The sequence below is a fragment of the Kribbella sp. C-35 genome, assembly GCF_046549195.1.
GTDB lineage: Bacteria > Actinomycetota > Actinomycetes > Propionibacteriales > Kribbellaceae > Kribbella.
In genome coordinates this window covers 38,871-59,160 of the sequence record NZ_JAJPWG010000009.1, presented here as the reverse complement: position 1 = coordinate 59,160, position 20,290 = coordinate 38,871, and the positions used below count along the sequence as shown (strand labels likewise).

The 20,290-nt window shown below is 67.7% G+C and carries 20 protein-coding genes; 13 read left to right on the top strand and 7 right to left on the bottom strand.

The window, feature by feature from the left end:
• Positions 1-111 precede the first annotated feature (111 nt).
• From ACLJOO_RS41190 to ACLJOO_RS41140, 11 genes are all read left to right on the top strand, one after another.
• Positions 112-1,746 carry a hypothetical protein gene (locus ACLJOO_RS41190; RefSeq protein ID WP_410793645.1) on the top strand — a complete coding sequence of 545 codons (1,635 nt, stop codon included), beginning with the start codon at positions 112-114 and terminating at the stop codon, positions 1,744-1,746.
• A 45-nt stretch (positions 1,747-1,791) separates the two neighbouring features.
• Positions 1,792-2,832, top strand: coding sequence for an FAD-binding oxidoreductase (locus ACLJOO_RS41185; protein ID WP_410793644.1), 1,041 nt, complete (start codon positions 1,792-1,794; stop codon positions 2,830-2,832).
• 1 nt (position 2,833) lies between these two features.
• Entirely contained in the window at positions 2,834-3,931 is a 1,098-nt protein-coding gene (locus tag ACLJOO_RS41180) for an aromatic/alkene monooxygenase hydroxylase subunit beta (RefSeq protein ID WP_410793642.1), read from the top strand.
• Between the two features lie 2 nt (positions 3,932-3,933).
• On the top strand, positions 3,934-4,269 hold the full coding sequence (gene mimD, locus ACLJOO_RS41175) for a propane 2-monooxygenase effector subunit MimD (protein WP_131347313.1): 336 nt from the start codon (positions 3,934-3,936) through the stop codon (positions 4,267-4,269).
• Between the two features lie 7 nt (positions 4,270-4,276).
• Positions 4,277-5,296: an amidohydrolase family protein gene (locus tag ACLJOO_RS41170; protein ID WP_410793640.1), complete on the top strand. Its 1,020-nt coding sequence runs from the start codon at positions 4,277-4,279 to the stop codon at positions 5,294-5,296.
• The gene (locus ACLJOO_RS41165; protein WP_410793639.1) at positions 5,293-6,039 is read left to right on the top strand and encodes an iron-sulfur cluster assembly protein; all 747 of its coding nucleotides are present in this window, start codon (positions 5,293-5,295) and stop codon (positions 6,037-6,039) included. The genes ACLJOO_RS41170 and ACLJOO_RS41165 overlap by 4 nt, the downstream gene beginning before the upstream one ends.
• Positions 6,036-7,061 (top strand): NAD(P)-dependent alcohol dehydrogenase, encoded by a 1,026-nt coding sequence (locus ACLJOO_RS41160; RefSeq protein ID WP_410793637.1) that lies wholly within the window; start codon positions 6,036-6,038, stop codon positions 7,059-7,061. The genes ACLJOO_RS41165 and ACLJOO_RS41160 overlap by 4 nt, the downstream gene beginning before the upstream one ends.
• 13 nt (positions 7,062-7,074) lie before the next feature.
• Positions 7,075-8,724: a chaperonin GroEL gene (groL, locus tag ACLJOO_RS41155; protein WP_410793635.1), complete on the top strand. Its 1,650-nt coding sequence runs from the start codon at positions 7,075-7,077 to the stop codon at positions 8,722-8,724.
• A gap of 12 nt (positions 8,725-8,736) precedes the next feature.
• Complete coding sequence (locus tag ACLJOO_RS41150; RefSeq protein ID WP_410793634.1) at positions 8,737-8,931, top strand: iron dependent repressor, metal binding and dimerization domain protein; 195 nt, start codon at positions 8,737-8,739, stop codon at positions 8,929-8,931.
• On the top strand, positions 8,928-9,353 hold the full coding sequence (locus ACLJOO_RS41145; RefSeq protein WP_410793632.1) for an ArsR/SmtB family transcription factor: 426 nt from the start codon (positions 8,928-8,930) through the stop codon (positions 9,351-9,353). Before ACLJOO_RS41150 ends, ACLJOO_RS41145 begins: the two co-directional genes overlap by 4 nt.
• A 62-nt stretch (positions 9,354-9,415) precedes the next feature.
• On the top strand, positions 9,416-12,091 hold the full coding sequence (locus ACLJOO_RS41140) for a WD40/YVTN/BNR-like repeat-containing protein (protein WP_410793630.1): 2,676 nt from the start codon (positions 9,416-9,418) through the stop codon (positions 12,089-12,091).
• A 65-nt stretch (positions 12,092-12,156) separates the two neighbouring features.
• Here ACLJOO_RS41140 and ACLJOO_RS41135 read toward each other — a convergent pair whose 3' ends face one another.
• Positions 12,157-13,677 carry an amidohydrolase family protein gene (locus ACLJOO_RS41135; protein WP_410793628.1) on the bottom strand — a complete coding sequence of 507 codons (1,521 nt, stop codon included), beginning with the start codon at positions 13,675-13,677 and terminating at the stop codon, positions 12,157-12,159.
• Between the two features lie 101 nt (positions 13,678-13,778).
• Here ACLJOO_RS41135 and miaB point away from each other — a divergent pair, with 101 nt between their 5' ends.
• The gene (miaB, locus tag ACLJOO_RS41130) at positions 13,779-15,251 is read left to right on the top strand and encodes a tRNA (N6-isopentenyl adenosine(37)-C2)-methylthiotransferase MiaB (RefSeq protein WP_410793626.1); all 1,473 of its coding nucleotides are present in this window, start codon (positions 13,779-13,781) and stop codon (positions 15,249-15,251) included.
• The gene (locus ACLJOO_RS41125; protein ID WP_410793624.1) at positions 15,248-15,910 is read left to right on the top strand and encodes a phosphotransferase; all 663 of its coding nucleotides are present in this window, start codon (positions 15,248-15,250) and stop codon (positions 15,908-15,910) included. Before miaB ends, ACLJOO_RS41125 begins: the two co-directional genes overlap by 4 nt.
• On the opposite strand, the gene ACLJOO_RS41120 is transcribed toward ACLJOO_RS41125, so the two are convergent.
• The 6 genes from ACLJOO_RS41120 to ACLJOO_RS41095 all read right to left on the bottom strand — a co-directional run bounded on the left by ACLJOO_RS41120 (position 15,907) and on the right by ACLJOO_RS41095 (position 20,251).
• On the bottom strand, positions 15,907-17,754 hold the full coding sequence (locus ACLJOO_RS41120) for a LamG-like jellyroll fold domain-containing protein (RefSeq protein ID WP_410793622.1): 1,848 nt from the start codon (positions 17,752-17,754) through the stop codon (positions 15,907-15,909). The genes ACLJOO_RS41125 and ACLJOO_RS41120 overlap by 4 nt on opposite strands.
• 68 nt (positions 17,755-17,822) lie before the next feature.
• Entirely contained in the window at positions 17,823-18,278 is a 456-nt protein-coding gene (locus tag ACLJOO_RS41115) for an NUDIX hydrolase (protein ID WP_410793620.1), read from the bottom strand.
• A gap of 63 nt (positions 18,279-18,341) precedes the next feature.
• On the bottom strand, positions 18,342-18,863 hold the full coding sequence (locus ACLJOO_RS41110; protein WP_410793619.1) for a pyridoxamine 5'-phosphate oxidase family protein: 522 nt from the start codon (positions 18,861-18,863) through the stop codon (positions 18,342-18,344).
• A gap of 31 nt (positions 18,864-18,894) precedes the next feature.
• A complete protein-coding gene (locus ACLJOO_RS41105; protein WP_410793617.1) occupies positions 18,895-19,494 on the bottom strand; it encodes a GNAT family N-acetyltransferase in 600 nt (199 codons plus the stop codon).
• Between the two features lie 124 nt (positions 19,495-19,618).
• Positions 19,619-19,864: an antitoxin gene (locus ACLJOO_RS41100; RefSeq protein ID WP_410793615.1), complete on the bottom strand. Its 246-nt coding sequence runs from the start codon at positions 19,862-19,864 to the stop codon at positions 19,619-19,621.
• A gap of 123 nt (positions 19,865-19,987) precedes the next feature.
• Positions 19,988-20,251, bottom strand: coding sequence for a hypothetical protein (locus ACLJOO_RS41095; RefSeq protein WP_410793614.1), 264 nt, complete (start codon positions 20,249-20,251; stop codon positions 19,988-19,990).
• Positions 20,252-20,290 lie beyond the last annotated feature (39 nt).

The following is a 20,290-nucleotide window of genomic DNA, read 5'->3' as shown; positions in this document are numbered from 1 at the left end:
AACTGCTCCCACGGTAGCCGCCTGGCCCAGGACCGCCATCTCACATTGAGACACAGAGACATCCAATGGGCGGCTTTCATCTCTGTTCAACCCCGATGATGGAGGCCCACATTGAGCAGGCAGAGTCTTACCAAGGCCCACGCCAAGATCACCGAGCTGTCCTGGGATCCGACCTTCGCGACCCCGGCGACCCGGTTCGGCACCGACTACACGTTCGAGAAGGCGCCGAAGAAGGACCCGCTGAAACAGATCATGCGGTCCTACTTCCCGATGGAGGAGGAGAAGGACAACCGCGTGTACGGCGCCATGGACGGCGCCATCCGCGGGAACATGTTCCGCCAGGTGCAGCAGCGCTGGCTGGAGTGGCAGAAGCTGTTCCTCAGCATCATCCCGTTCCCGGAGATCTCCGCGGCGCGGGCGATGCCGATGGCGATCGACGCCGTACCGAACCCGGAGATCCACAACGGGCTCGCGGTGCAGATGATCGACGAGGTCAGGCACTCGACGATCCAGATGAACCTCAAGCGCCTGTACATGAACAACTACATCGACCCGGCCGGGTTCGACATGACCGAGAAGGCGTTCGCGAACAACTACGCGGGCACCATCGGCCGGCAGTTCGGCGAGGGGTTCATCACCGGTGACGCGATCACCGCCGCGAACATCTACCTGACCGTGGTCGCCGAGACCGCGTTCACCAACACGCTGTTCGTGGCGATGCCCGACGAGGCGGCCGCGAACGGCGACTACCTGTTGCCGACGGTGTTCCACTCGGTCCAGTCGGACGAGTCGCGGCACATCAGCAACGGGTACTCGATCCTGCTGATGGCACTGGCCGACGAGCGCAACCGGCCGCTGCTGGAGCGCGACCTGCGCTACGCGTGGTGGAACAACCACTGCGTCGTGGACGCCGCCATCGGCACGTTCATCGAGTACGGCACCAAGGACCGCCGGAAGGACCGCGAGAGCTACGCGGAGATGTGGCGGCGGTGGATCTACGACGACTACTACCGCAGCTACCTGCTGCCGCTGGAGAAGTACGGGCTCACGATTCCGCACGACCTGGTCGAGGAGGCGTGGAACCGGATCACCAACAAGGGCTACGTGCACGAGGTGGCGCGGTTCTTCGCGACCGGCTGGCCGGTGAACTACTGGCGGATCGACGCGATGACCGACAAGGACTTCGAGTGGTTCGAGCACAAGTACCCGGGCTGGTACTCGAAGTACGGCAAGTGGTGGGAGAACTACAACCGGCTCGCCTACCCGGGCCGGAACAAGCCGATCGCGTTCGAAGAGGTCGGGTACCAGTACCCGCACCGCTGCTGGACCTGCATGGTGCCGTGCCTGATCCGCGAGGACATGGTCACCGAGAAGGTCGACGACCAGTGGCGCACGTACTGCTCGGAGACGTGCTACTGGACCGACGCGGTCGCGTTCCGGGGCGAGTACGACGGCCGTCCGACGCCGAACATGGGCCGCCTGACCGGGTTCCGCGAGTGGGAGACCCTGCACCACAACAAGGACCTGGCCGACATCGTGCAGGACCTCGGGTACGTGCGGGACGACGGCAAGACGCTGATCGGCCAGCCGCACCTGGACCTGGACGACCCGAAGAAAATGTGGACCCTCGACGACGTCCGCGGCAACACGTTCATGAGCCCGAACGTGCTGCTGAACGAGATGTCCGACGCCGAGCGCGAGGCCCACGTCGCGGCGTACAAGGCCAACGGCACCCGCGCGGCCTGACATCCCACACCCCTGAAATCCACTCAGTATCAGGAGGAGGCCGAGATGGCCGACACCCACCGGATCCGCTTCGAACCGGTCGACATCGAGATGGACGTCACCGAGGACGACAAGATCCTCGACGCGGCGTTCCGGCAGGGCATCCACCTGATGCACGGCTGCCGGGAGGGGCAGTGCTCCGCCTGCAAGTCGTACGTCCTCGAGGGCGACCTGCAGATGGAGCGCTACTCCACCTTCGCCTGCAACGACGCCGAGGTCGCCGAGGGGTACGTGCTGCTGTGCCGGGCGCATGCCTTCAGCGACTGCACGATCGAGCTGCTCAACTTCGACGAGGACGAGCTGCTCGGCGGCCTCCCGATCCAGACCGTCGGCGCCCGCGTCGAGGCGATCGAACCGGTCACCCGGGACATCGTCTCGCTCCGGCTGCGAACCGAGCGATCCTTCGAGTTCCGGCCGGGGCAGTACGTCGACATCACCATCCCCGGCACCGACGAGCACCGCTCGTTCTCGATGGCGACCACCCAGTCGACGCCGGACGAGCTCGAGTTCCTGATCAAGAAGTACCCGGGCGGCCGGTTCTCCGCCCTGCTCGACGGCGAGCTCGCGGTCGGCGACGAGTTGTCGCTGACCGGGCCGTACGGCTCGTCGACGCTGAAGGACGGCCATGTGCTGCCGGTGATCTGCGTCGCCGGCGGGGCCGGGATGGCGCCGATCCTGTCGATCCTGCGACACCTGCGGGAGACCGGCAGCACCCGCCCGGTCCGGTTCTACTACGGCGCCCGTACGGCGGCCGACCTGTTCTACCTGGAGGCGATCGCGGAGCTCGGTGCGGACCTCACCGGCTTCGAGTTCATCGCCTGCCTGTCCGAGTCGGCTCAGGACTCGGAGGGGCTCCAGGTGGAGGAGGGCAACGTCACGGACATCGTCGAACGGCGTGAGCCCGAGCTGCACCGCAGCGAGGTCTACCTGTGCGGTCCGCCGCCGATGGTCGACGCCGCCTTGACGTTGCTGGAGGCAAGCAACGTGCCGAAGGACCAGGTCTTCTACGACAAGTTCACCAGCCCAGCGACTACCGATGGAGCCTGAGATGACAGAAACCAAGCAGCGCAGCTTCCCGACGATCGAGTTCACCGACTCCGAGGCCGGTGCGCTGGAGTTCCCGAGCTCGACCAGCCGCGCGTACAACTACTACAAGCCGGCCAAGCTGCGGGCGACGATGTACGAGGACGTCACCGTCGACGTGCAGCCGGACCCGGAGCGGCACCTGAGCCAGGGCTGGATCTACGGCTTCGGCGACGGCCCCGGCGGCTACCCGAAGGAGTGGACGGCCGCGAAGTCGTCGAACTGGCACGCCTTCCTCGACCCGAACGAGGAGTGGGACCAGACGATCTACCGCAACAACTCGGCCGTCGTCCACCAGGTCGACCTGTGCCTGCAGAACGCGAAGCGGGCCCGTGCGTACGACAGCTGGAACCCGGCCTGGCTGAAATTCATCGAGCGCAACCTGGGCGCCTGGATGCACGCCGAGAACGGCCTCGCCCTGCACGTCTTCACCAGCATCCAGCGGTCCGGTCCGACGAACATGATCAACACCGCCGTCGCCGTGAACGCCGCCCACAAGATGCGGTTCGCCCAGGACCTCGCCCTGTTCAACCTGGACCTGTCGGAGGCCGACGTACCGTTCGACGGCGCCGCCCACAAGGAGGTCTGGCAGAGCGCGCCCGAGTGGCAGCCGACCCGTGAAGTGGTCGAGCGGCTGACGGCCGTGGGGGACTGGTGCGAGCTGCTGTTCGCCACCAACATCGTGTTCGAGCAGCTGGTCGGGTCGCTGTTCCGGACCGAGCTGGTGATGCAGATCGCGGCACGGAACGGCGACTACATCACGCCGACCATCGTCGGCACCGGCGAGCACGACTACGACCGCGACCTCGGCTACACCCGCAACCTGTTCCGGCTGCTGACCCGGGACGCCGAGTACGGCGAGAGCAACAAGGCGCTGTTCGGCGAGTGGCTCACGACCTGGGTCCCGCGCTGCCTCGACGCTGCGCACGCATTGCAGCCGATCTGGTCGCAGCCGGCCGAGAAGTCCGTCACGTTCGCGTCCAGCCTGGACGCGGCCAAGCAGAAGTTCCGTTCGCTGCTCGAGGATCTCGGGCTCGACTCTCCGAAGGAGCTGGACCAGTGAGCATGCAGTTCGGATCGGCCACCGAGTTCTCCAACAAGTGCGGCGTGACCCTGATGAACACGCCGATCGGCCGGGTCGTCGCGGAGGTGATGGGCGCCAAGGACGGCGTCGAGCTCACCGAGTACCCGTCGATGATCCGGGTCGACGGCGTCGGACTGCTGAACTTCGACTACGCCGAGCTGACCGACGCGCTCGGGTCGGAGTTCGACGGCTCCGTCTTCGAGGAGATCAGCTCGACCCACTACGGCCGGATGGTCCACCTGGACGACAAGACCATCCTGTTCGCCAGCCCCGAGGACGCCGCCGAGTACATCGGCTTCGACCTCACCACGAAGTGAGGCCGGGATGTACGAGAAGGACGGCGAGAAGTACTTCATCGTCGACGCGCACATCGCCCTGTGGGACGCGCGCGCGGCGAACCAGAAGAACATCCACGGCAAGCAGTTCATCGACTGCTTCTACGACTACCACAAGAACCTCAGCCCCGAAGAGGTCGTCTGGGACTACGACACCTACACGTACTACGGCGAGCAGCGGTTGCTGAAGGACCTCTTCGAGGACGGGTACGTCGACCACGCGATCTTCCAGCCCGCGATCCTGAGCGACTTCTACGTCAACGGTTTCGGGCAGACCGAGGACGCCCTCGCGCTGACCCGGGCCAACCCCGGCAAGCTCACGTACAACCACGCCTGGGACCCGCGGCACGCGGAGGCGGGCCTCGAGCAGCTGCGCAAGGACGCCGCGCGGATGAACCTGCAGGGCGTCAAGCTCTACACCGCCGAGTGGTACGGCGACTCGCGCGGCTGGAAGCTGGACGACCCGTGGTCGCGGCGCTATCTCGAGGAGTGCCTCGAGCTCGGGATCAAGAACATCCACGTGCACAAGGGCCCTACGATCAGGCCGCTGGACCGGGACTCGTTCGATGTCGCCGACATCGACAAGGTGGCGACCGACTACACCGAGCTCAACTTCATCGTCGAGCACGTCGGCCTGCCCCGGCTCGAGGACTTCTGCTGGATCGCGACCCAGGAGCCCAACGTGTACGGCGGTCTCGCGGTGGCGATGCCGTTCATCCACAGCCGGCCTGGGTACTTCGCGCAGATCATCGGCGAACTGCTCTACTGGATCGGCGAGGACCGGATCCTGTTCTCGTCGGACTACGCGCTGTGGACGCCGAAGTGGCTGGTGGAGAAGTTCGTCGACTTCCAGATCCCGGCTGACCTGACGGAGTACGCGCCGATCACGGTCGAGCAGAAGAAGAAGATCCTCGGCCTGAACGCGGCGGCGCTGTACGACCTCGACGTACCCGAGGAACTCCGGCTTCCCGCCGGCGTCGGGTCGAAGGAAGAGGCTGTGGCGTCATGACCGCGGTCGCGCAGACGACGCAGGCCGGGCCGGATCTGGAGACGGAGGTCGTGGCGGCGCTCGCGACCGTCGTCGACCCCGAGCTGGACCAGCCCATCACCGACCTCGGATTCGTCCGGTCGATCCGGATCGACGACGCCGGCGTGACCGTGCACCTGCGGTTGCCGACCTCGTTCTGCGCGCCCAACTTCGCCTACCTGATGGCATCCGACGCGGTCGACGCCCTGCGTCGGGTGCCGGGCGTGGGTGCGGTGAGTGTGCTCCTCGACGATCACCACGACTCGGACAAGATCAACGCCGGCCTGGCCGCGGACGCGGGATATGTCGGCACCTTCGGCGACGAGGCCGATCAGGACCTCGACGAACTGCGCCGTACCTTCCAGCGCAAGGCGCACACGGCGGCGATGGAGCGGTGCGTGATGGCGCTGCTCCGGTCCACCGGGAAGACCATCGAGGAGCTGCCAGGGCTGACGCTCTGGCACCTCCCCGGCGGTCCGCACAAGGACGCATTGCTTCGCAGGCGGACCGACATCGGGCTCGGGATCCGGCCGGAGGACCTGGTCCTGGTCGACGACGACGGCGTACCTGTGCCGCCGGACGCGGCGCCGATGCGACTGCGGTTCGCGAAGGCGGTCCGGATCTCCGTCGAGGGCAACGCGCACTTCTGCCGTGGACTGCTGAAGACCCGGTACGACGAGGAGCCGATGACAACCCGGATCACCAACACGAGGAGGAAGAGATGAGGGCCGTCCAGGTCACCGGCTACCACCGCAACCTGCAGCTCAACGACGTACCGGAGCCGAAGCTCACCGGGCCGCTCGACGTCGTCGTCCGGATCGGCGGCGCCGGCGTCTGCCGGACCGACCTGCACATCCTGGAAGGGCAGTGGGCCGAGAAGAGCGGCGTCATGCTGCCCTACACGATCGGGCACGAGAACGCCGGCTGGGTGCACGCGATCGGCGATGCCGTCACGAACGTTGCCGTCGGCGACAAGGTGATCCTGCACCCGTTGATCACCTGCGGGCTCTGCCGGGCCTGTCGCTCCGGCGACGACGTGCACTGCGAGGCGTCGGCGTTCCCGGGTATCGACACCGACGGCGGGTACGCCGACTACCTGCGTACGACGGCACGCAGCGTCGTCAAGATCGACGACTCGCTGGAACCGGCGGACGTCGCCGCTCTCGCGGACGCCGGGCTGACCGCGTACCACGCTGCAGCGAAGGCAGCGCGCACCCTCCGACCGGGGGCTGTCTGCGTGATCCTCGGCGCGGGCGGGCTCGGTCACATCGGCGTCCAGGTGATGAAGGCGATCTCGGCCGCGACCCTGGTCGTCGTCGACCGCAACCAAGCAGCGGTCGACCTGGCCGTCGAGATCGGCGCCGACCACGGAATCGTTGCCGACGGCACCCACGTGGAACAGGTCCGGGCGCTGACCGGACGGCACGGCGCGGAAGCCGTGATCGACTTCGTCGGTGAGGGCGGCGCCACCGCCGACGGGATCGAGATGCTGCGGCGGGCCGGCAACTACTACGTCGTCGGGTACGGCGAGAACCTCGACGTACCGACCATCGACGTGATCTCCACCGAGATCAACTTCATCGGCAACCTGGTCGGCTCCTACAACGACCTGCAGGACCTGATGGAGCTCGCGGCGCAGGGAAAGGTCGCGCTGCACACCACGAAGTACCCGCTGGAGGACTTCCAGCAGGCCCTCGACGACCTCGACCACGGCAAGGTCCGCGGCCGGGCGATCCTCATTCCGTAGCAGGAGGCTGACCATGGCGAAGGAACTGCGGTTCAACACGGACGCGCGACGGCTGCTCGAATCCGGGGTGAACGCGCTCGCGGACGCGATCAAGGTGACGCTCGGGCCGAAAGGCCGCAACGCGGTGCTGGAGAAGCTCACCGGCCCGCCGACCATCACCAACGACGGTGTCACGATCGCGCGGGAGATCCAGCTGCGCGAACCGTTCGCCAACATGGGCGCCCAGTTGGTGAAGGAAGTCGCGATGAAGACCAACGGTGTGGTCGGCGACGGCACCACCACCGCGACCGTGCTCGCCCAGGCGATGGTCCGCGAAGGACTGCGCGAGGTCGACGCCGGCGCGAACCCGATGCGCGTACGGCGCGGCATCGAGCAGACCGTACCGGTCGTGATCGAGACGCTGCGGAGCTGGGCCGTCGAGGTCGGCGGCCGGGACGAACTGCGGCACATCGCGACCCTGGCAGCCAGCGACGACGAGACCATCGGCGCGGTGATCGCGGACGCGGTCGACTGGGTCGGGCGCAACGGCGTCGTCACCACCGAGGAGTCCGACACGCTCGGGATGTCGGTGGAGGTCGTCGACGGCATCGAGTTCGACCACGGGTACGTGTCGGCGTACATGGTCACCGACCGGGAGCGGATGGAGACCGTCTACGACAACCCGGTGATCCTGCTGACGAACAAGAAGATCACCCAGGTGCAGGACATCATGCCGACCCTCGAGGTCGCCAAGCGCGCGGATCGTCCGCTCGTCGTCCTCGCCGAGGACGTCGACGGTCCGGCTCTGCAGCTGCTGGTCGGCGGCAACATGCACAACACGATGCGGTCCGTCGTCGTACACGCACCCGGCTTCGGGCACCGCCGGATCGCGGAACTGGAGGATCTCGCCACCGCGCTGGGCGGCACCGTGATCGCGAAGGACACCGGCCTCGACCTGCACGAGGTCAGCCGGGACCACCTGGGCTCCTGCGACCGGATCACGATCACCGAGAACAGCACCACGATCGTCGGCGGTCACGGCGACGCGTCCCTGGTGGAGGCGCGGATCGCCCAGCTGGAGAAGCAGTTCGAACGGGCCAAGATCGACGCCGACCAGGACAGTCTGCAGTTGCGGATGGCGCGGCTGGCCGGCAAGGTCGCGGTGATCCGGGTCGGCGGCGCGACGAGCGTCGAGCTGAAGGAACGGATGCTGCGGGTCGACGACTCGCTGGCCGCGACCCGCGCCGCGCTCGAGGAGGGCGTGCTCGCCGGGGGCGGAACCTCCCTGGTCCAGGCGCAGGCTGTGCTGTCGGAGCTGGAGCTCACCGGCGACGAGGCGATCGGCCGGGAGATCGTCCGGCGCGCGCTGCCGGAACCGCTGCGGTGGATCGCGATCAACGCCGGGTACGACGGCGACGAAGTGGTCGCCCAGGTCGCCGGACTTCCGCGCGGCCACGGCTTCAACGCGCTCACCGGCCAGTACGGCGACATGGTCGCCGAGGCGGTCATCGACCCGCTGAAGGTCACTCGGGCGGCGCTCGAGAGCGCAGCGTCCATCGCGGCGCTGCTGATCACCACCGAGACCGCGGTCGTCGAGGAACTCCTCGGCAACCCCGGCGCGATCATGGCGCCCGGCTTCGGCGATCTCGCCGAGGGCATGGTCCGGCCGTCGAACATCTACTGACTGGAGTGTGCGATGGACAGGCGGCACCAGTTGCTGGAGACGTTCCTGTACCGGGTTCTCGGCGTACCGCTGGATGAGGTGCACACGGAGGCCGTCGTACTCGCGCTGGGTCTGAGCGATCGGCTCGAGGAGCTGATCGATGCGGCGCTCGGGTATCCGACGCGGGACCCGTTCGGGGAGCCGATCAAGCCCAAGGTGTGCGTGTGATCGAGCCGACCTCGCCACAGCTCGCCACCGCGGCCAGGACATTCGGCCTGTTGCTGGCGCCGGTCCGACTGCACCTGGTCGCGTTGGCGAGTTGTGGCGAGTACGACGTCGGCACGCTGGCTGCCCGGGTGGGAGTCAGCGTGCCGACGGCGAGCCAGCACCTGGCCAAGCTCCGCCTGGCCGGCCTGGTCAGCGCACGACGCGAGGGCCGCCGGCAGTTCTACACCGTCGACGACCCCCACGTCGTCGCCCTCGTCGAGCAGATCTTCGAGCATGTCGCGCCAGACGGCACGCTCGCACCGGACCCGCCCCGGCCGGGATCCATCGGCGACGAATGTTTTCCCTTGCCGATTCCGGAGCGGAATCGATCACTTCCGTCGCAGGTTCACCGGACGTATGGTCTCGGCGGCTCTGTGCGTTGACCCGGGGCTACGGGAGCGCCGCCTCGGGACGGCGACCCGCCAAGAAACATCCGGAGTACGTGATGCGAATCTCGCTGCCCACACGCAGTCGCAAAATCATCGCCGGCGGCCTGGGGGCCGCCCTGATCGCCGCTGGGATCGGCGGCTATGCCGGCCGCTACGAGCTGAAGGAAGAATGGCTCAAGCACCAATGGGCCGGCCGGCACTACAACGCCGCCGTGATGGAGAAGGCCTTGATGATCGCCGGCGGCAACCCGTCGGAGATGCAGAGCGAGTCCAAGGAAGCCTTCACGATCGCCGACGAGTTCGAGCAGGCCAGGACCGCGCCGGGCGGCATCGTCGCCCCGGGCGCGTACTCGTCGGCGTTCGCGCAGCTCACCGCGCTGCCCCACACCGCGGGCACCTGGCACGAAGTCACCAAGGTGCCTTATGACGCGGACGACGCCCGCTATCGCGACTGGTACTCCAACTCCAGCGGCGGTGCCGGCTACGTCACCGGCCGGATCACAGGCCTGGCGGCCGACAACGCCAACCACGTGTACGCCGCCGGCGCGAACGGTGGCGTGTGGCGCTCCTCCTCGGGCGGCGGCAACTGGACTCCGCTCAGCGACTCGCTACCGTCCCTCAGCGGTGGCGACCTGCAGCTCGCCGGTGACGGCTCGCTCTGGTACGCGACGGGCGAGGCCAACACCGGCGCTTCGTCGTACGTCGGATCGGGCGTCTACCGCCTCGCGAACCCGACGACCGGCACGTACGCACCGTCCGACCGGGTCGGCGGCAAGGAACTGGAATCGACCACGGTCGGCCGGCTGCGCTGGGGCGGGGGTCAGGTGTTCGCGGCGACCAACCGTGGTGTCTGGTACCACGACGCGTCGACGAAGGCGGGCGCCTGGAAGGTCGCCTTCTACCCGAACCCGGACTTCATGCCGGAGATCAAGGATGACGCCGGCAACGTCCTGGTTCCGGCCGGCAGTCAGACCGGTGGCGCGACGGACGCGGCGTACAAGAACATCGTCAACGACATCGCGATCGACCCGAAGAACCCCAAGCACGTGATCGCCGCCATCGGCTGGCGCTCGGGCGACACCTACAACGGGTTCTACGAGACCAACGACTACACCGCCGGGCCGTCGAGCTGGAAGCGGCTGAGCGTGGTGCTGGGCGGCATCAAGAACAGCACCGACGTCGGCTACACGACGTTCGCGTTCAGCAAGACCGGTGACCGCCTGTACGCGCTCGTGCAGCAGCCGAGCAAGATCAACGGCAGCACGAGCCTGGCCGGCATCTTCGTCTCCAAGACCGGCAGCCCGTCCGGTCCGTGGAACAAGATCGCCGATCCGCAGATCCTGCACAACAGCGGCTCCGCACTGGACCGCAAGGGGTACGCCGTCGGTGTGCAGGCCTGGTACAACCAGTTCCTGACTGTTGATCCGGCCAACGCCGACCACGTGTGGGCGGGCCTCGAGGAAGTGTTCGAGACCAAGGATTCCGGCTCCCACTGGTCCGCCGTGATGCCGTACTGGAACTTCGGCTTCGGCTGCTGGAACATCGACGACTCGAAGAACACCTGCCCGTTGGCAGGGCACCCCGACCAGCACTCGGTCGCGGTCGGCACCTCCGGTGGCAAGCCGGTCGTCTTCGTCGGCAACGACGGCGGCGTGTACCGGCGGCCGGTGAACGGCCAGGTCAACGCGAACAACAACGCGACCGACTGGGTCTCGCAGACCGCCGACGGAACGATGGACGGTCTGCAGTACTACTCGGTGTCGGTCGGCAAGGACACCAAGAACGGTGGTGTGGTGGTGTCCGGCGGTCTGCAGGACAACGGCGTCTCGAACCTGTTCGCCGTCAAGCCCAACGGCAGCAACGCCGACACCAAGATGGGCTCCAACTTCGGTGGTGACGGCGGCGACGGCGCCGCGGACCCGCAGAACGGCTGCAACCAGCTGCAGGAGTACGTATCGCTCGCGGTCAAGATCACCAACACGTGTGCGTTGAACAAGGGTGCACTCAGCGAGGCCGAGGCGAGCTCGTGGAGCCTCGATCCGAGTGACCCGCTGCCGCGGTTCATCGCCCCGATCGCGATCGACTCGGCGAACTCGAACGGGTTCATCGCCGGTGGTCAGTTCGTCTACACCTCCACCAAGGGCTGGGGCATGCGCAGCGCGTCCGAGTGGACCAAGGCGTTCGATCTCGGCGCCGGGCACTCGGCGACAGCGGTCGCGATGCGCGACGGCGTCGGCTGGGTGAGCTGGTGCGGACCGTGCAACAACTCCGGCTTCGCACGCGGCCTGGCCACCAACGCCGGCGGCAGCTGGCACCAGGTGACCTTGCCGTCCGACTTCCCGAACCGCTTCCTCCAGGGCGTCGGGATCGATCCGGCCAACGGGCAGCACGCGTACGTCGCCGTGAACGGCTTCTCGCGCCGCTTCACGGAGGGCCCGGGCGCGGGAGTCGGCCACGTCTACGAGACCAAGGACGGCGGCGCGACCTGGTCGGACATCTCGGCGAACCTGCCGGACATCCCGACCAGCGCGGTCAAGCAGCTGGCCAACGGCGCGCTGGTGGTCGGGTCCGACCTCGCCACCTTCTACCGCGCACCCGGCGCGACGAACTGGCAGGTCCTGGGCACCGGCCTGCCGACCACAACGGTCATGGACATCGAGTCCGGCCCCGACGGCAACATCTACGCGGCAACCCACGGCCGCGGCATCTGGAGCATCACCCCGCCCGCCTGATCACTTTGGGCACCCACCAACCATTTTTCGGCGAGGATTTTGGTTGGTGGGTGCACAAAGAAGGTTCAAGCGGGACGGTGGCTTCCGCAGCATCCGCCGGCGGCCAGGGTCGCGGCGGTCGGTGGTTCCTTCACCGCTGCCTCGACGCCCGCGAGGAGTTGCTCGCGTTGAGCGGGGCCGATCACGCGGCCCCGCGTGACGACGGTGTGGATCCGCCGCGTGTTGCGGATGTCGGTCAGCGGGTCCGCGTCGAGTACGACGAGGTCGGCGATCTTGCTCGGTTCCACCGCGCCGGTGTTCAGCCCGAGGAACTTGGCCGGCTCGACGGTTGCGGCGTACAACGCCTGACGCGGCGTGGCCCCGGCGTCGACGAGATGCGCCAGCTCGTCGTGCAGCGCGAACCCCGGCACGGAGTACGGCGTACCTGTATCGGTCCCCGCCATGATCGGTACGTCGTGCGCGAACAGCTCCCGCACGAACCGCTGCCGCCACGCCCACATCTGCTTCTGGTGGGAGATCTCCTCGGCGGTCCGGTTGGCGCCGTACAGGTTCTGGATGACGTAGTCGTACGTGCCGATCGACTCCTCGCTCAGGTACTTCGCCAGCGTCGGGTCGAGCTCCGTGTAGTCGATCTGGTCGAGCACGTTGTGCATGGTCAGCGTCGGCGTGACTCGGGTCCGGTTGCGGCGCAGCGTGCCGAACACGTCGGCGGCCCGCGACGGGCTGTAGGTGTTGGCGGCGATCCACTCGATCGGGTGCATCTGCCGGAACCACGAGTTGTAGTCGCCGGTCGCCACCTTGATCTCGAGCAGCATCCGCCGTACCTCGGCTTCCTGGGTCGAGACCGCCAGCCCGAGCGAGTGGATGTGCTCGATGCTGCGCTGGCCCGCGTTGCTGACCTCCTTCGAGGTGACCTCGTCCGGGCCGTGGCCGTGCACCGTCAGACCGACCTTGCGGGCATCGTCGACGATCGCGCGCCAGGATTCGCGGCTGAGGCGTGAGTAGACCTTGACGAAGTCGGCGCCCTCGGACTTCACCCGGCGTACGGCGGCCCGCGCTGAGTCGGCGTCGTCGACGACGATGACCTGGATCAGGTTCGGGTCCCACAACGTCGGGTCGCCGTCGATGATGTTGCTCGCGACGACCATTCGCGGGCCGAGCAGCGTGCCGGCGGCGATCCGGTCGCGCCAGTCGTACAGCATCGGATTCGTGCCGGCCATCTCGCGGACGGTGGTGAGGCCGTTCGCCAGATAGAGAGGCGGCGAGACGCGTTCGTCGCCGACGCTGTGGACGTGCATGTCGGCGAGGCCGGGGATGACGTACTTCCCGCTGAGGTTGATCTCGACGGCGCCGCGGGGGACCGGGATGCGGCCGACGCCGATGATCCGGTCGCCGCTGATCAGCACGGTCTGGTGCCGGTCCCGGCGGCCGGTGGCGACGTCGATGACGGTGACGTCGGTGAGCGCGGTGATCCTGGTCGGTGTCACCGAGGCCGCGGACAGGGACGTCGAGGTGAAGGTGCCGCCGGCGAGCACGGCGGCTCCGGCGGCGGTACGGGCGAGGAACTGACGGCGAGAACTGTTCATGCCCCTCACTATTGTCGGGTCCAGCGCGGGGGTCAGGGGTCGCAGGGGGCCAAACCCAGGTAGGGATTTGTCTACCGCGGCACGTACTCTTGGTGGCTGTCATGCGTACTTACGAGGTCCGCACCTACGGGTGCCAGATGAATGTCCACGACTCCGAGCGGCTGCGCGGGCTGCTGGAGGACGCGGGCTATGTCCGCGCGCCCGAGGGCGACGAGGCCGATGTGGTCGTCTTCAACACGTGCGCGGTCCGGGAGAACGCCGACAACAAGCTGTACGGCAACCTCGGTCACCTGGCGCCGGTGAAGGCGCGCAAACCCGGCATGCAGATCGCCGTCGGCGGCTGCCTGGCGCAGAAGGACAAGGCGTCGATCACGAAGAAGGCGCCGTGGGTCGACGTCGTCTTCGGCACCCACAACATCGGCGCGCTGCCGGTGCTGCTGGAGCGGGCCCGGATCGCCGAGGAGTCCCAGGTGGAGATCCTGGAGTCGCTCGACGTGTTCCCGTCGACGCTCCCGACCCGCCGCGAATCGCCGTACTCCGCGTGGGTGTCGGTCAGCGTGGGCTGCAACAACACCTGCACGTTCTGCATCGTGCCGGCGCTGCGCGGCCGCGAGAAGGACCGCCGGCCGGGCGAGATCCTCGCCGAGGTCGAGGCGCTCGTCGGCGAGGGCGTGCTCGAGGTGACGCTGCTCGGCCAGAACGTGAACTCGTACGGCGTGGAGTTCGGCGACCGGTACGCGTTCTCGAAGCTGCTCCGCGCGTGCGGGGAGATCGACGGGTTGGAGCGGGTCCGCTTCACCTCGCCGCACCCGCGGGACTTCACCGCCGACGTGATCGAGGCAATGGCCGAGACGCCGAACGTGATGCCCTCGCTGCACATGCCGCTGCAGTCCGGCTCGGACACGGTGCTGAAGGCGATGCGTCGTTCGTATCGGCGGGACAGATATTTGAAGATCATCGAAGACGTACGCGCGGCGATGCCGGATGCGGCGATCACGACGGACATCATCGTCGGGTTCCCGGGGGAGACCGAGGAGGACTTCCAGGGCACGCTCGACGTGGTCCGGCAGGCGCGGTTCGCGGGGGCGTTCACGTTCCAGTACTCGAAGCGTCCCGGGACGCCGGCCGAGTCGATGGCGGACCAGGTCCCGCGCGACGTCGTCCAGGATCGGTACGAGCGACTGGTCGCGCTGCAGGACGACATGGCGTGGGCGGAGAACAAGCTGATCGTCGGCCGGTCCGTCGAGGTGCTCGTGGCCGAAGGGGAGGGGCGGAAGGACGCTGCCACCCATCGGCTCAGCGGTCGCGCCGCGGACAACCGGCTCGTCCACTTCGCCGTACCGGAAGGTGTCGAGGCGCCGCGACCGGGTGACCTGGCCACGGTCGAGGTCACGTACGCCGCTCCGCATCACCTGGTCGCGGACGTGTTCGGCGCCGTACGCCGCACTCGCGCCGGCGACGCGTGGCAGCGCACTCAGGACGCACCGGCCGGCCCGTCGGGCGTGATGCTCGGCATGCCGACCGTCGGCGCCAAACCCCTCGAGCCCGCAGCCGGCGGCTGCCAGGTCGGATGAACCTGCCGGGGGACGCCGAGCCGTTCGCGTTCGGGCGGGACGCGGACATCTACTCCATCGACGACGACTGGGTGCTGCGGCGGTATCGCAACGGCCACCCGGTCCGCGACGAGGCCGACTTCATGCGGCACGTGGCGCGGTACGGCTACCCGGTGCCCGCGGTGCGCGACGTCGAGGGTGCGGACATGGTCCTGCAGCGGCTCGACGGGCCGACGCTCGGCGACGCCGCGATCGCCGGCGACCTCAGCGCGACCGAGATCGGCCTCATCCACGCCGACCTGCACCGCCGGCTGCAGGCGATCCCGGCCCCGAGCGGTACGCCGGGGCGCGTCGTCGTGCACGGCGACCTGCATCCGCTGAACGTGATGGCCACCGCCGACGGCCCGGTCGTCATCGACTGGCGGAACGCGGAGGAGGGCACCGCGGAGTTCGACGTCGCGATGACCGCGATCATCTTCGCCCAGGTCGCCCTCGACCCCGCCTTCGAGACCCTCACCGACCTGCTCCGCGACGCGCTCGCGACGTACCTGGCCAACTCGATCGACCCCACCCCAGGGCTCCCCGACGCACTGGAGCGACGCGGCAACAACCGCACCCTGACCCCCGCCGAACTAGCCCTCCTCCCCGCCCAGGAAGCCCTCATCCGCTCCCATCTTTAGGCGTTCAGGAACTGGGACGGCTTGAGGGCGCGGGTGACGATGCGGAGTTCGCCGATGTTCCCGGCGAAGCCCTGGTCGATGGTGTTCGCGTAGTGACCGGCGCCGACCAGCCACGGCTTTCCGGCGGTCGCCAGTCCGTTGGACGGGGTCGCCGGGTTGCGGAGCAGCTCCGACGAGTCGACGTACACGGTGCTGTGCCGGCCGTCGTTCACGATCGCGAGGTGGAACCAGCGGCCGGCGACCATCTCATGGCCCCAGTTGGTGAACGTGTCGTTCTTGTCGACCGGGTACACGGCCCACTGCAGCTCGAGTCCACCGGAGAAGCCGAGCTTGACCGTCGGCTCGTCCGGGTCGCTGCCCGTCTTGCCCGCGTCGCGCCCCGTGCCGAGCCGGCAGAGCAGGCCCTCCCACGAGTGGTCCTGCCCGTCGTCGGCCAGCTTCACGAACGCCTCGATCGTGTAGCCACTCTTGAAGGTCATGGCGTTGAGTGGCGCATCATCGGCGGTCTTCAGGTATCCACCGCGGGCCGGGTTCTTGCCGCCCGGGAACAGCCAGCTGGCGTGCCCCGGCTGGTCCGGGTGGAACTCGGCGCTCGCCGACGGCGCACTACCAGCTAGCACTACGCGGGTCAGGTGGTTGCCCTTGCCCGACTGGTCGGTGATCTGGTCGGCGGCCGGCCCGTCGAAACGCCAGTACGCCGCTGTGCCGGGGATCACCAGCTGCTTGGCCGGCCGGGCCGGACGGACCGCGACCGGCGCGAACTTGGCGAACCGCTCGGCGAAGTCGATCGGGATGCTGAACCGGTTGGTGTCGTCGGTCAGCTCGATCTCGGCCTCGGCCAGCTCGCTCCGCTTGGCCGGGTCCTGGTCCATGATCCACGGCGAGACGGTCTCCACGTCGATCGTGTTCCGGGCCAGGTCGAAGTGGTAGAGCCGAACCATGCCGGATCCGCCGTAGAACCGGTCCTGGTAGTTGGTGATGTGCAGGTGCACGTCGTTGCCGGCGGCGTTCTTCCGGGTCACCCGGCCGGGCGGCCAGTAGTGGCCGTTCAGCGTGAGGAAGATCTGGTCGCTGTCGTTCACCAGCTGCTCCCAGACCCGGTTGCCGTGGTCGCTGAAGTACGCGACCGGATTGCCGTGGTCGGCGTTCACCAGCTCGTGGATGGTGAGGATGACTGGCAGTTTCGGGTGCTTGGCGATGACGTCCCGGGCCCAGGCGAAGCTCGCGTCCGACGGCCGCCAGTCCATTGCCAGCAGCAACCACTGCTGTCCGGCGGCGCGGAACACGTGGTACGAGTTGTAGCCGTTCGGGGTCGATCCGCCGTACGTCGACATCCGGCGGAACCGCTGCGGTCCGAAGGTGTGCAGGTACGGCGAGTCGCCGCGCGTGTCGTCCTTGGACCCGTCGATGTCGTGGTTGCCGGCCAGCACGGAGTACGGGAAGCGGGCCCGGTCCAGGATCTTGAAGACGGGATCGGCCTGGGCGAACTCCATCGCCAGCGCGTTCTGCACCACGTCACCGAGATGCGCGACGAAGACGATGTTCTCGGCCGACCGCTGCTCGATCAGCCACTCGAAGCTCGCGGTCAGCGGCGCGGGGTCGCCCCGGTCCTCGTCGTACTGGTACTGCGTATCCGGTACGACGGCCAGCGTGAAGCGCGGGTGCTCGGTATCGATCCGCCCCGCGCTCTGTGTGGTGCTCTTGGTGGTGCTCGCCGTCGACCCGATGCCGGTCGCGGCTGCTTCGCCGGCGCTGAGTACACCTGGCATGACCACCGCACCGGCGCCGAGTGCGCCCGCCTGCAGGAGCCGCCGTCGGCTCGTCCCGTCGTTCTGCTGATCCATTGCCGCCTCCACAAGGTCACTGACACCGCAGCGAACACTAGAGCGAGGCGAGCCACGGAAGTGTGAACTCAGGCGAAACCCTGGGCGATCACCGCAGGAAGCGCATCACCGTCGGCCACCGCGCCGAGCACTCGCGCCTCGTGCGGGACGAGCGGGTCGGGCAGCTTGTCCAGCGGATACCAGTCGAGGCCGGCTGCCTTCTCCGGCTCCATCAATCGCGGCTCGCCGGTCCACTTCGACGCCATGAAGAAGAAGTCGACCCGCTCGTCGATCGGATCGCCGTTCCCACCCGTCCGATGCATCGCGGTCACCGGCGCGAGATCCGCCGCGTCCACGTCGAGCCCGACCTCCTCCTTGAGCTCCCGCACCGCCGCCGCAACCACCGACTCCCCCCGCTCCACATGCCCGGCCGGAACCGCCCAATGCCCGTCCATGTAACCGGTGTTGGCCCGCAGCAACAACAACACCTCATCCTCACGCCGAACAATCACATAAGCTGCCGGCACCACCCGAAACCGATCCATACAAGCACCCTAAACACCCCCACCGACACCAAAGCACCCCGCTCCACGGCGAAACTGCGGACCCTAGGTGGCGGGCTTTGGGTGCCAGGTCTGTCTGGGGGCGTAGCCCTCGCGGCGGAGCCAGTGTTCTGTGTAGACGATTCGGTCGGGCTCGACGATTGTCAGCGGGCCGAGTGGAGGTTCGGCGAGGGAGTTTCCGCGTTCGACGTGGTCCGACTGCCATCGGAACGCTTCCCAGTAGTGAGCGAACGCAGCGCTGTCCGGGGTCAGGATCTGTGCTCGACCGAAGAGTTGGGCGCCGCGACTGCTCGCCTGACCGACCAGCGGCGCGAAGATCCCGATCGAGACCCGCGGATCCGCGGCCAGGTTCCGCATCTTCGGTGATCGCGCCGAAGCTGTGAACATCACGTCGAAATCCAGGTGGTAGTACCGAACCGGTGTCGCCAACGGCCCGTCCGGACCCGCAGTCGCCAGTACACACATGTTCTGGCTCGACAGCAGGTTCAGGATCCGTTCGGACAGCTGGTCGTGCGGAAGCTTCGTCGTCGGAGCCGGACCGGTCAACCACGGATTCGTTAGCGCCATGGCAGATCTTCGCACGGCGCGAGATCGGGGTTCAGTTGTGCTGGGCGACGGTTTTGCTCATGACGCAGTGGTTCTTGCCTTTGGGGCGTTCGTAGGTGAAGCCGGCGTGTTCGAAGAGGGAGCGGGTGCCGTTGTAGAGGAAGGACGCGGTGATCTTCTTGCCTGCCGTGTCCTGAGGGTAGGCCTCGACGCGTCCGCCGCCGGTCTGCGCGATCAGGTCGAGGGCGCCGTCGAGGGCGACGGCCGAGACGCCTTGGCGGCGGTAGTTGCGGTCGGTGAAGAAGCAGGTGAGGCGGTAGTCGGGCGGCCGGTCCATCCCGGCCTCGTACTCCTTGCGATGGTTGATGTTCGGCAGTTCAACCGGCGCACCGTACTCGAGCCAGCCAACCGCCAGCTCCCCGTCGAACACGAGCGCCGCATGCGCACGCCCTTCTAACACAAGCCGATGCTTGAGCTCACGGTTGCTCTCCGCCTCGAACGTCTTCTCGTCGTGCATCGTGTGGAAGAACGTGCACCAGCACCCGCCCCACACCCCGTTGTGCCGCTCCGCGAGCCCCGCAAACGCATCCCACGTCTCAGGTGCAAGCGCCCGTACCGTCAGCTCGTCGACCGCCACCTTCGCCTTGACCATGAACCGACCGTACGCCGCGTTCCGGACGATCCCCGTCCGGAACGCCGACCGACGTACGCCGTGTCACGGGCGCGGGCATGACGAAGGGCCGCAAGCGGAGTGCTTGCGGCCCTTCGGGGGTACGTCAGGCGGGCCGGTTCGGGCCGTCGGGGATGTCGTCGTTCTGGCCGTCCAGGTTGTCCAACCCGTCCTTGGCCTTGTCGACGCCCGTGTCGATCTTGTCGCCGTACTTGCCGCCCGTCTTCTCGTCGACGAAGTCGCCGGCCTTGTCCAGACCTTCACCGACCTTGTCGCCGTGGCCGTCGACCAGGTCGGCGGCCTTGTCCTTCAGATCCTCGGCCTTGCCCTTGAACTTGTCGAAGATGCCCATCTCGGGGCTCCCATTCCTGCGTAGTTAAGTGCTTACAGACAGCTAGCGGTGATCTTCGCACCTGCAACGCCTGAACTGTGGGATCTCCGCGAGCGCCGTACCCAAAACGATGCCGGACGGGACTTACTCTACGTCGCCACCACTGTCCGAGCTGCCACCGCCGGATTCGACGTCCCCGCCGGACTCGACATCGCCACCCGACTCGACATCGCCGCCGGATTCCACGTCGCCGCCGGAGTCGCCGCCGGGCTCCACGTCGCCGGCGCTGAACTCGACGTCACCGCCGCTGCGCTTGGCAGCGGACAGGGCGTCGGCGTCGTCCCCGCCGAGCGCGTCCTTGACCGCGTCCTTGGCCGCGTCAGCCTCTTCATCGAACGGATTCGTCACGTGCGTTCCTCCCGTAGAAATGTCTCGAACTCCAGAGTT